This window comes from Bacteroides faecis MAJ27, assembly GCF_900106755.1.
GTDB classification, from domain to species: Bacteria; Bacteroidota; Bacteroidia; order Bacteroidales; family Bacteroidaceae; genus Bacteroides; species Bacteroides faecis.
On sequence record NZ_FNNN01000004.1, the window covers coordinates 236,945 to 249,581 of the forward strand.

Annotated in this window: 10 protein-coding genes; 3 read left to right on the top strand and 7 right to left on the bottom strand. The window is 42.7% G+C overall.

The genetic code is table 11. From position 1 onward, the window contains the following. Positions 1 to 51: 51 nt before the first annotated feature. Positions 52 to 1,269: a [FeFe] hydrogenase H-cluster maturation GTPase HydF gene (gene hydF / locus BLW31_RS05500; RefSeq protein WP_010539051.1), complete on the top strand. Its 1,218-nt coding sequence runs from the start codon at positions 52 to 54 to the stop codon at positions 1,267 to 1,269. A gap of 88 nt (positions 1,270 to 1,357) precedes the next feature. After that, positions 1,358 to 3,895, top strand: a complete 2,538-nt coding sequence (locus BLW31_RS05505) for a S9 family peptidase (RefSeq protein WP_029425670.1) — start codon at positions 1,358 to 1,360, stop codon at positions 3,893 to 3,895. A 64-nt stretch (positions 3,896 to 3,959) separates the two neighbouring features. Here the strand turns inward: BLW31_RS05505 and BLW31_RS05510 are convergent, their stop codons facing one another. Next, a complete protein-coding gene (locus BLW31_RS05510; RefSeq protein ID WP_010539053.1) occupies positions 3,960 to 5,360 on the bottom strand; it encodes a carboxylesterase family protein in 1,401 nt (466 codons plus the stop codon). 183 nt (positions 5,361 to 5,543) lie between these two features. Between BLW31_RS05510 and BLW31_RS05515 the strand changes: the two genes are divergently transcribed. Next, positions 5,544 to 6,116 (top strand): DNA-3-methyladenine glycosylase I, encoded by a 573-nt coding sequence (locus BLW31_RS05515; protein WP_010539054.1) that lies wholly within the window; start codon positions 5,544 to 5,546, stop codon positions 6,114 to 6,116. A 136-nt stretch (positions 6,117 to 6,252) separates the two neighbouring features. Here BLW31_RS05515 and hisS read toward each other — a convergent pair whose 3' ends face one another. The 6 genes from hisS to BLW31_RS05545 form a co-directional block, all read right to left on the bottom strand. Then, positions 6,253 to 7,614 (bottom strand): histidine--tRNA ligase, encoded by a 1,362-nt coding sequence (gene hisS / locus BLW31_RS05520; protein ID WP_010539055.1) that lies wholly within the window; start codon positions 7,612 to 7,614, stop codon positions 6,253 to 6,255. A 185-nt stretch (positions 7,615 to 7,799) separates the two neighbouring features. After that, a complete protein-coding gene (locus BLW31_RS05525; protein ID WP_010539056.1) occupies positions 7,800 to 8,480 on the bottom strand; it encodes a zinc metallopeptidase in 681 nt (226 codons plus the stop codon). A 119-nt stretch (positions 8,481 to 8,599) separates the two neighbouring features. Continuing rightward, positions 8,600 to 9,916, bottom strand: coding sequence for an alpha-L-fucosidase (locus BLW31_RS05530; protein WP_029425671.1), 1,317 nt, complete (start codon positions 9,914 to 9,916; stop codon positions 8,600 to 8,602). A 118-nt stretch (positions 9,917 to 10,034) separates the two neighbouring features. Next, on the bottom strand, positions 10,035 to 11,306 hold the full coding sequence (locus BLW31_RS05535) for an adenylosuccinate synthase (protein WP_010539058.1): 1,272 nt from the start codon (positions 11,304 to 11,306) through the stop codon (positions 10,035 to 10,037). Further along, complete coding sequence (locus BLW31_RS05540) at positions 11,303 to 11,791, bottom strand: Fur family transcriptional regulator (RefSeq protein WP_008767710.1); 489 nt, start codon at positions 11,789 to 11,791, stop codon at positions 11,303 to 11,305. The genes BLW31_RS05535 and BLW31_RS05540 overlap by 4 nt, the downstream gene beginning before the upstream one ends. Positions 11,792 to 11,961: 170 nt before the next feature. Beyond that, on the bottom strand, positions 11,962 to 12,630 hold the full coding sequence (locus BLW31_RS05545) for a DNA alkylation repair protein (RefSeq protein ID WP_010539059.1): 669 nt from the start codon (positions 12,628 to 12,630) through the stop codon (positions 11,962 to 11,964). Between the last annotated feature and the right edge of the window lie 7 nt (positions 12,631 to 12,637).

Here is a 12,637-nt window from a genome sequence, read left to right on the forward strand (position 1 = left end):
ATATCTGATTCTCAATTTAAGTAGAAAACAACATTATTTATATCCACTTATATGCATAGCAGTTTTACTCCCAATGCCAGCCGGCTCCATATCGCCCTCTTCGGAAAGCGCAATAGCGGGAAATCTTCCCTGATCAATGTGCTGACCGGGCAGGATACCGCTCTTGTTTCCGACACTCCCGGAACAACGACCGACCCCGTACAGAAAGCAATGGAAATTCACGGTATCGGTCCTTGCCTGTTCATAGACACTCCGGGATTCGACGATGAAGGCAAATTAGGAAACATGCGCATCGAACGTACATGGAAAGCCGTAGAAAAAACCGATATTGCCATTCTGCTTTGTGCAGGTGATGCCTCCATAGAAATACCCGAAGATGCGGATTTCACCGAAGAACTTCACTGGCTGGAACAACTCAAAGCAAAAAACATTCCGACTATTCTGCTTATCAACAAGGCAGATATACGAAAATCCCCCGCATCACTCGCTACCCGAATAAAAGAAACTTTTGGGAATCATCCTCTCTTGGTCAGTGCCAAAGAGCGGACAGGCATAGAACTGATACGCCAGGCGATTCTGGAAAAACTGCCGGAAGATTACAATCAGCAAAGTATCACAGGCAGATTAGTAACAGAAGGAGACCTCGTCTTACTGGTTATGCCACAAGATATTCAGGCTCCTAAAGGGAGACTGATTTTGCCACAAGTACAAACCATGCGGGAACTGCTCGACAAGAAATGTCTGATCATGAGCTGCACCACAGATAAATTATCAGAAACATTGCAAGCTCTCGCCCGCCCTCCTAAACTAATTATTACAGACTCACAAGTATTCAAAACAGTCTACGAGCAAAAACCGACAGAAAGCAGACTGACCTCTTTTTCTGTTCTTTTTGCAGGTTATAAAGGAGATATCGGATACTATGTAGAAAGTGTCTCAGCCATCGAAAGCCTGACAGAATCCTCCCGCATACTGATAGCCGAAGCTTGTACACATGCCCCTCTATCCGAAGATATCGGCAGAGTAAAGCTCCCACGCTTATTGCGAAAGCGGATTGGAGAAAAGTTACAAATAGACATCGTGGCAGGAACCGATTTTCCACAAGATCTCACTCCCTATTCTTTGGTTATCCATTGCGGCGCCTGTATGTTCAACCGCAAATATGTACTGAATCGTATCGAAAGAGCCAGGCAACAGAACGTACCGATGACAAATTACGGAGTGGCTATTGCTTTCCTCAACGGGATACTTAATCAAATAGAATATTAAAATAAAAAGAACATTTGGTTGCATGCTTCAAGCATTTGTCTTATATTAGTCACGCAATCAAATATTTATTAACTTTAGACATAGACAAATGAAAAAGAGAACTATGGCTTTAGCCATCTTTCTGGCAACCGGTGTTACTATTCAAGCACAAGACAGACTGACACAGTACAAAGTCCGGAATGCCATCAGCGTTCGTACCCCCATTATGAACGACAGCATCAATCCTAAAGGAGAAAAACACACTAAAAAGATGTTACTCCAAACCCCAGTCGTACTGCACTTACCGGATACACCGATGCAGTCACTCACTACTGACACAGCAGGGTATCTAAGTTTTGAAAAAGCGGATAAAGACAACAAACTTTACCTGGTCAAGACGCAGATTCGTGCAGAGCGCTTCTTGAAAGGGAAGTTGAAAATCACCTCTCCCGTCCGCTGGGAAGTCTTTATTGACGGAGCCTCCAAACAAGTGAAGGATGCGGCAGAGGACAGTATCACTTCCGGATCATCACGCGACATAGCCCTTAGCCTGGAACCCGAACGGGATTACGAAATTATCATCAAACTGCTTTCTGCTGCCGATGACAAAGCCACTCCAACGCTGAAATGCGAACTGATCAAAGACGAGAAATTCAAAGACATTCCCTGCAACTTAGATCCGGAAGCACGAAAACGTTTTTCCCTTGACAATACAGTATATGGAAGCCGGGCCATCGCTGTTTCTGTCTCTCCCAGCGGAAAATATCTGTTGACCCGCTACTGGGACAACCACGCTGCCAAACGTTCACGTACCTATTGCGAACTGACAGAGCTAAAATCCGGTAAAGTACTCCTGACCAATCTCAGAGACGGTATGAGCTGGATGCCGAAAAGCGATAAACTATACTATACAGTAACTGCCCTGGCCGGAAATGATGTAATCAGTCTCGATCCTGTCACACTCCGCGAAGAGACTATCCTACAGAGTATCCCTGAGCAGAGTTTCACCTGGTCACCCAACGAAGATTTCCTGATTTACTATCCCCGTGAGGAAGGAGTAAAGGAGGATGGGCCTCTCCGTCGTATCGTTAGTCCGGCAGACCGTATTCCGAATACTCGCGGACGGAGTTTCTTAGCTAAATATAACCTGTCCGACGGAGTTTCCGAACGACTGACCTATGGTAACCACAGCACTTACCTGCAGGACATTTCGCCGGACGGAAAATACATGCTATATAGTACCTCTAAAGAAAATATCACTCAACGTCCGTTCTCTTTATCCTCACTCTATCAAGTAGATCTGGAAACATTGAAAGTCGATACTCTCTTCTACGAAGACCGTTTTCTGGGTGGTGCAGGCTATTCACCGGATGGAAAACAGTTACTGCTGACAGGCAGCCCCGAAGCCTTCGGCGGCATTGGAAAGAACTGTGGCGATCATCCTATCGCCAATGATTTCGATACCCAGGCTTTCATCATGGACCTCGCTACCCGTAAGATACAACCAATCACCAGAGATTTCAACCCCACTGTCAGCCCCTTGCAGTGGAACCGTGGAGATGGTTGCATCTACTTTAACACGGAAGATGAAGACTGCAAAAACATCTATCGTTATTCACCGAAAGACGGACGTTTTGAAAAACTGAATCTGGAAACAGATGTCACCACTAACTTCGCTCTGTCCGAGTATAATCCGGGCATAGCCGCTTATATCGGTCAGTCGGATTACAATGCGGGAGCTGCCTACCTCTATGACATGAAGAAAAAAACGTCCCGCCTGCTGGCCGATCCGATGAAACCGATTCTGGATAAAATAGAATTGGGAAAAATAGAACCGTGGAACTTTACCGCTTCCGATGGAACTGTCATCACAGGTAAGATGTGTCTGCCTCCGAATTTCGATCCTAACAAGAAATATCCGATGATTGTATATTACTATGGCGGCACGTCCCCGACTACCCGCGGAATCAGTAATCCGTATTGCGCGCAATTATTCGCTTCACGTGATTATGTAGTATATGTCATCCAGCCTAGCGGGACAACCGGCTTCGGGCAGGAGTTCTCCGCCCGCCATGTCAATGCTTGGGGGAAACGTACAGCAGATGATATCATCGAAGGTACAAAGCAGTTCTGCAAGGAGCATCCGTTTGTGGACGATAAAAAAATCGGTTGTCTCGGTGCTTCCTATGGAGGCTTCATGACGCAGTATTTGCAGACACAGACCGATATTTTTGCCGCAGCCGTATCACACGCGGGCATCAGTGATGTAACCAGCTACTGGGGTGAAGGTTATTGGGGATATTCCTACAATGCTATCGCCGCTGCTGACAGTTATCCGTGGAAGGACCCGGAATTATTCACCAAGCAAGGCTCTCTGTTCAACGCCGACAAAATCAACACTCCATTGCTGTTGCTTCACGGTACGGTAGATACGAATGTACCTGTCGGCGAAAGTATCCAGCTTTTCAATGCGCTGAAAATACTTGGCAAAACGGTAGAACTTGTAACCGTAGACGAAGAGAATCACTTTATTTCCGATTACGACAAGCGAATCAAATGGCATAATTCTATTATGGCATGGTTTGCACGCTGGTTGCAGAATCAACCGGAATGGTGGAATGAAATGTATCCGGAACGCCACTTATAATAGAAAATTCGTGCAGCATCCTTTGCGTTCGCTGCACGAATTATTTTTTATCCTAAAACGCATTCTAATCCAATTCTACCTCTATGGACGCTGGATAAAGTCGTAGGGGATCAAAGAACGCAGCGCAGCTGTTGACTATGTTCTTCAAATCGGCTTTCATTTTTCCTTCAAACACCTTTTTGCCGTTCACTGTCAAAGTCACCTTTTCATTTAAATCAACCAGTTTATCACAGAGATAAATGATAACTTTCCCCTTGTGTGCCTGCATATATTTCTTTGCAAACTTCATCTCTATTCCCCATCGGGGATCTTTCTCTATGACTTCATAAACAACCTCATTTACCTTCAAAGAAATATCATTTCCTGAAATATTCATCTCATAATAAGTACGAGACTTCCCTTCTTCATCGGATCTTTCCTTCACATACAAATTATAAAAGCCCGTCCGGTAAATTCCGTCCATTTCAAAGTTCTCCCAACTTACATATCTGGGATAAGGATTACGGACATATTGCTTTAGCCAAGGAGTTGTCGGACGATAATCAATGCTGTGTCCCATTCCGGGAATCAGTTCTATCTTATGAATAAAATGGCCAGGACGTTGATGTGCCAAACTATCAAATGCTTCCAACGCGTATCCGGTCAGTGTATTCCGATAAAATCCGGTATCTTTATCCCCTGTCCGCAAAGAAAAAGCGATGTTACTACAATTCTCTGCCGGAGCATTCTTCAAAGGTTCCCCTCCCGCCATCGGTCCCGCTGCAGCCCAATAATCAGCATAAAACGAAGCCAGACGCTGACTACCATATCCGCCTTCCGAAATTCCAAAGACATAAACTCTATTCGGATCAATCTCTCCCAAGAGCAATGCTTGCCTCAGCAATTTCTCCCAGGCAAACTGTTTAGCTTTCTGCCACCAACGATAGTAATCACCTTCATTCGGAATCTGTGGAATAAAGTAAACGGAAGGAGCATCATCAAAATTCCGGCAAATTTTCAACCCTGTACTCCATTCCCGCTCCTTAGGGCCCGAGCCATGCAGATAGAGAAATAATGGAAGTTCAGCTCCTGTTTCAACCGCTCCTTTCATTCCCCAACAATAGGGCATCACAGCATTCGGTTCCAAGTTTTCAGGAAGTTTCCAATAACCGGAAGAATTAGATGAAAGTGTATCCAAAGCTATTAATTTTTCTTCCTCAAAACCAGCATTTGCCTCTTTCCACAACTGCCATACGGCATCACGATACTGCTCCACTTCTGACAGTTTCAATGACTTTCCTGCATCAAAGGTGGTTGTTTTACCAGAAAGGTATTCAGAAAAGAACGTAACAATCTCTTTTCTTACTTGCGTCTTCACTGATTTCTTTGGATAGATCTTATTAAACTCGAATTCATGAGCTGTCGAAGAGACAGTAGTGACAGCACAGATAATGCCTAAAAATAACGTGTTTCTAATCGTATTCATATAACTCTGGATTTTGTCGTTTTTCAAATATTTGCCAATGATTTAATGTTATATACAAAGATATTAATTAATGCCCAGCTCTCCCTGCTTTTTCCGTTTAATCTAAAGTGAATATCTTTTGTTTTTGAATAGTATACTCATGATTTTTATCTATATTTGTAATATACTATAAATGTTATGCTTATGCAAGATATAATAAACGGACGCTGTGGTTGGTGCGGAACTGACGAGCTGTATGTGAAATACCATGATCAGGAGTGGGGAAAACTGGTAACCGACGACAAGACGCTGTTTGAGTTTCTTGTGCTGGAGAGTGCCCAAGCCGGATTGAGTTGGATAACCATTCTTAGAAAACGTGAGGGATATCGCAAAGCTTTTTGCGATTTCGACGCTGAACTTGTAGCACAAATGACCGACGAAGATGTTGAAAGGCTGATGCAGTTTGACGGTATTGTGAGAAACCGCCTGAAAATCAAATCGACAATCACCAATGCAAAGCAATTTCTCGCCATACAAAAAGAATTCGGTAGTTTTTATGACTACACACTTTCATTCTTTCCCGACAGAAAACCAATTATCAGTACCGTTCGTTCATTGAGTGAGATTCCTGTATCATCTCCCGAATCCGATACCATGAGCAAGGATATGAAAAAACGAGGATTTAAATTCTTCGGAACTACGATTTGCTATGCTCACTTGCAGGCTGCAGGATTTATCAACGATCATCTGGCAGACTGTATTTGTCGAAAAAGATAAATACAGATAAGTTTCTTATCCGAAGTAAACACGAAAGTCAATATTTAAGAACTGCCTCCACAGAATCTTCACATTCCATAGAGGCAGTCTTTATATAAAATAAGAAAATCGCACACTTAGAGATTCTCCATCCAATCTATTTTATTTTTGCAATCAGTTCTTCCACCGAAACAAGATTCTGTTCGCCAGTCTCCATATTTTTCAGCATTGCTTTGCCTTCATTCATCTCGTTCTCTCCTACAATAGCAACGAACGGAATATTCTTCGCATTGGCATAGCTCATTTGCTTCTTCATCTTTGCCGCATCCGGGAAAATCTCAGCACGAATACCTGCCGCACGTACTTTTGCCAGCATATTCATAGAGAAAGCAGCTTCCTTCTCACCAAAGTTCACGAACAGCAATTCTGTACCGTTTACAGCTTCTTTCGGATAAAGATCCAGTTGATTCAAGACATCAAAAATCCGGTCTGCACCGAAAGAGATTCCGACACCCGACACTCCAGTCATACCAAATACTCCTGTCAGGTTGTCATAACGACCACCACCGGTGATACTACCGATCTGTACATCCAGAGCCTTCACTTCAAAGATAGCACCGGTATAATAATTCAATCCGCGAGCCAAAGTCAAATCAAGTTCAATTTCATTCTGTAAGCCCATTGTTTCTAACGTACCCAGAATAAATTCGCTTTCTTCCACTCCTTTCATACCTGTTTCGCTAGCTGCCAATACACTCTTTAAAGTAGCCAGTTTTTCAGCATTTGTTCCGCTCAACAAAATAATTGGCTGCAATTTGGCAATCGCCTCATCACTGATACCTTTCTCTTTCAGTTCCGTATTGACATTCTCCAAACCAATCTTATCCAGTTTATCAATAGCCACTGTGATATCTACGATTTTATCAGCTTCCCCAATGATTTCAGCGATACCGGAAAGAATCTTGCGATTATTAATCTTAATGCACACACGGATATTGAAACGGCTGAATACTGTATCGACAATCTGCATTAATTCTACCTCATTCAGCAAGGAATCACTACCGACCACATCGGCATCGCATTGATAGAACTCACGATAACGTCCTTTCTGCGGACGGTCTGCACGCCAAACCGGCTGTATCTGATAACGCTTGAACGGAAAAGTAATTTCATCACGATGCATTACCACGTAACGGGCAAAAGGCACCGTCAAGTCATAACGCAAACCTTTCTCACAGAATTTGCTTGCCAGCTTAACGGCATTACGACTCAATAACTCTTCATCCGTGATGCCTGAAAAGTAATCTCCGGAATTCTGAATCTTAAATAGAAGTTTATCACCCTCATCGCCATATTTCCCCATCAGTGTAGAAAGCATCTCCATCGATGGAGTCTCTATCTGCTGGAAACCATACAGATGATATACATCACGAATCGTATTGAATATATAATTACGCTTCGCCATTTCTACCGGCGAAAAGTCACGAGTTCCTTTAGGAATACTTGGTTTTGCTGCCATGATATAATTACTGTTTAGTATTTTAATTGCGCAAATTTACTGCAAATTTCCGAGCAACGCTTGCATATATCCGAAAAAATCGTCAATATTGTAAAAAACGTGAATATACGTATTATGACTAAACAAGACGCCTCCACCGTCTTTGAAAACGATGGAGGCGCCCTAATAATTATTAAATTGGCTTCTTAGTCTCTTCTACCCATTGCAATCATAATATAATAAATCAATGTAGCCAACGAACCCAGTGCAGCTACTACATAGGTATATGCAGCAGAACGAAGAGCATCTTCGGCTTGTGTATGATTGTATGAATTTGTAATGCCGGATGAACTTAACCACACCAATGCACGTTTACTTGCATTGATTTCTACCGGCAAGGTGATAAAACTGAACAAAGTGGTGGTAGCAAACAGAATGATACCAATCCACAACAATTGCGGAAACGTATTGAATAGTAAAATACCACCCAACAACACCCAAGTCATGATAGAGGACGAAAAATTCACTACCGGAACCAAGGCACTACGCATTTTCAATGGAGCATACATGCGAGCATGCTGAACAGCGTGTCCACATTCGTGCGCTGCCACGGCAGCCGCCATGATACTATTACTTTCGTATACACCTTCACTCAGATTCACTGTTTTGTTAGCAGGATTGTAGTGATCGGTCAACTGACCGGGTGTATGAGTTACTTGTACATCATAAATTCCATTGTCGTGCAGCATCTTTAAAGCTACGTCGCGTCCTGTCATACCGTTTCCTGTCGGAATTTTGGAATACTTCTTGAATTTGTTCTGCAAATTCATCTGTACCAACCAACTTGCTACGGCAATACCAATAAATAATACCCAGTAAGACATCATATACTTTTCATTTTAATTATTACTCTATATCTATATAAACAAATTGTTTGCCAAAAATAAAGGGAAACTACGTATGTAACGATAGTTTCCCTATGCTTTTATGAAGAATTAGCTAAAAATTAGTCAATTGTTAGTTCTACAACGTAATCAACATCTTTGGGTATCTCTGCAAATTCCAGCAACACACCTGCTTTATTTTTAGAAAAACGGACGGGAGTACCATTTTTAAATAGCACTGCCTTCTTGACTTTCTTGTCTGCCAAAGGCAAGAACAACGCCTTATCCTGCAAATTCAAAATGTGTACATATAGTCTGTTCCCCTTCTGCGTCGTCACTCCCCAATCGTGTGGAGCAACTACACCGCCACGGGTTCCATATATCGTTTCACCGTATTGCTTCATCCACTCTCCCACTTCTTTCAACCGTTGTACGGCTACCTCCGGAAGTTCTCCGTCGGGTTGAGGACCGATATTCATCAGTAAGTTCGCATTCTTTCCTGCCGCTTTCACCAAATAATGAATCAGTGTCTTCGTCGATTTATAATTCTGATCTGTAATCTTATATCCCCACATGCCATTCATCGTTTCACATGTTTCCAAAGGCAGATGGCTAACACTTTGTCCGGAAAGTCCTGCTGTATTTTCTCCGGGCAGATCACGCTCAAATATCTGAATATCTTCACCGGAGAAGGGAGTCTGATGATGATTGTTTCCTATCAGGCAACCTGGCTGTAATCTATGTATCAGGGCATATTGTTCCGGCAATTCCCAATTAAAGTCAGGATTTCCATCCTGGTCCCACCAACCGTCAAACCAAATTGCTCCTATCGGACCATACTTAGTCAGCAACTCCGTCAGCTGATTATTCATGAATTGATAATAACTTTTCCAGTCTCCTTTCGGATTCGAACGTCCCGTTCCCCGTCCTGTACGTCCCCAGGGATAATCTTCCCGCGTCCAGTCAAGGTGAGAATAGTAGAAATGAAGTTTGATTCCCTGTTTGCTGCAAGCAGCTGCCAATTCCTTTATAATATCCCGTTTAAAAGGAGTTGCCTTTACAATGTTGAAATCCGAATACTTGGTATCGAACATGGAGAAACCATCATGATGGCGGGAAGTCAGACAAATATATTTGGCACCCGATGCCTTGATGGCAGCCACCCACTTATCTGCATCAAATTTGGAAGGATAGAAGCCACCTGCCAGTTTGGCATATTCCTTATAATTCAGATTATTGTTTGTCATAGTCCACTCACCGGTGGCAAGCATGGCATACAGTCCCCAATGAAGAAAAATTCCGAACTTATTATCCTGAAATTCTTCACGGGCTTTGAGATTTTCTTCACTAGGTTGGTAGGAAGGCTGTGCATAGAGCTGAGAAGATACTCCCAGACTCATACCTATTAACAATAGGAAAGAGATGAAATGTGTTTTCATAATGCGTTATAGTTAATATTGGGGGTAAAGAAAAAAAAGCGGAGTAATTTCCATTTCTCCGCCTCTCTCATTAAGTTATAGAACAAAGTTATTCTTCTATTCGACAGAATAACATTTCTTATTCTTCAGTATACCGTTCGATAGTCTGCGCTCTGTCCGGTCCAACAGATACAATCTTGATTTCCACACCAAGTTGTTCTTCAAGGAAAGTCAGATAAGCGTTGAATTCCTCGGGGAATTCGTCTTCACTCTGCATCTTTGTCATATCTGTCTTCCAGCCCGGCAGCTCTGCATATACAGGCTCTACACCTTCATTGATGTCGTATGGGAAATAATCTATCTCTTCGCCATCTATTTTATAAGCTACACAAGCTTTGATCGTATCGAATGTATCGAGTACATCGCTTTTCATCATGATCAACTTGGTAACACCATTTATCATTACAGAATACTTCAAAGCTACCAGATCAATCCATCCGCAACGACGTTTACGTCCTGTTACTGAACCAAATTCATGTCCCAGTGTGCACATATTGTCACCAGTTTCGTCGAACAGTTCTGTCGGGAACGGACCGGCACCTACACGAGTACAGTATGCTTTGAAAATACCAAACACTTCACCGATACGGTTCGGAGCTACTCCTAAGCCGGTACATGCGCCTGCACAAACCGTATTGGAAGAAGTTACGAACGGATACGAACCGAAATCAATATCAAGCATAGTTCCCTGAGCACCTTCGCAGAGAACGCTCTTGCCATCTTTCAGATAGTTGTTTACTTCATGTTCACTGTCCACAAAATGGAATTGCTTCAGATATTCGATACCTTCCATCCATGCTTTTTCGAGTTCAGTGAGATCATATTCATAGTTCAGACTCTTCAGAATTTGTTCGTGACGAGCTTTTGCCGCACCATATTTCTGATCGAAGTTATGAAGAATATCACCTACACGAACACCATTACGGCTTACTTTATCCGTATAAGTAGGACCGATACCTTTACCGGTAGTTCCTACTTTCGCATCTCCTTTAGCTGCTTCGTAAGCGGCATCCAGAATACGGTGCGTCGGAAGAATGAGATGAGCTTTCTTAGAAATGTGCAAACGCTCTTTCAATGGGTGTCCCGATGCTTCGAGTGCCTCAGCTTCCGCTTTGAACAATGCCGGATCGAGCACTACACCATTACCGATAATATTTACCTTATCTCCCTGAAAAATACCGGAAGGAATAGAACGAAGTACATACTTCTGTCCTTCGAACTCAAGTGTATGACCGGCATTCGGACCGCCCTGGAAACGAGCGACCACATCGTACTTAGGTGTTAATACGTCGACTACTTTTCCTTTACCTTCGTCGCCCCATTGTAATCCTAATAGAACATCTACTTTCATTTTTCTTTTTTATTGTTGTTACTGACTTTTTTCCGTTTATTAGCTCTGTCACACTTGCTGCACAATCCATATATATATAAGGAGTAATGCGAAAGTTGAAAGCGGCTTAATTTTGTATTTTCGATGGCATGCTGTAATTCCTCGTTCTGAAACTCGGTCACTTTGCCGCATTGAGTACATATCTGATGATGATGTGTCTCGCGATTGTATGATTTTTCGTATTGGGAGGAAGTACCGAACTGATGCTTGATGATCAGCCGTGCGTTGATAAGCAGAATAATAGTATTATAAAGAGTTGCCCGACTTACCCGGAAATTCTCCTGATCCATCATTCTGGAATAGAGCATATCGATGTCGAAATGGCCGTCGATGGAATAGATAGTTTCGAGTATGGCGTAACGTTCGGGAGTCTTTCGATGCCCGTTCGCTGTGAGATATTCTGTGAATATCTGTCTTACCGTATCTTTCACATTTTGAGTTTCCATCATCAGCACAAAATTAGCGCGAACAAAGTTAAGCCTTTTTTGTGGAAAGCAAAAAAATTTCTGAGAAATAAGTAACAGGTAATAAGTATTAGGTATGAACCGTAGTTACTTAAAATTCCATTCGGCGGATGATGCCCACATGACAATACCTAATACTTAATATTTATTACTTAATACTTATCATTAGCTTCTTCTCTCACCATATTATAGAGCATCTGCTCCGTTTCCACTGTAGAATCCGCCATCCCATCAACCAGCCGGCATACACGAAAAGCATGCTCTTCGTTATGTTGCATATACTTACGGATAACCAGCATAGCTGCATTCCGCACATGATAACTTTCAGAATGAACGGCACAGAATGCCTGGTCAAGCAACTCACCGGAAGCTCTTTCCGTCATATCCCCCTTTTTCATCAAAAGACGGGCTGCCGTCAGGAAACCGCAGGTTTGCACATATTCCTGTTCATCAGCCATCCAATGAAAAGATTTAGCAGGGGCATACGGCAGATGCTGAAAAAGATTCATACAGGTCAGCTCCGCTATCTCTATGTTACGGATGCTTTCTACCCAGATATCGGCAATCTCGGGATAAAATGTATCGATAGGCTGTAACATTCCCGCCATGATTTTACACTCGCGAATGTCCTCTTTCCACAATGCCTGCGCCAGGCCGTGATTCTTTTCGTAACCTTCGGCAATCATCTTTATGCGAGGAAGTTCAACTCCGAAATTGAGTTTGTATACCAACCCCTTTTCACGCATACTTTGGGACACAGCCCCGTTCATAGAGAGACGGAGCTGTGTTTTAATATCTTTCAGTTGTTCTTTTATATCCATTTTCAAT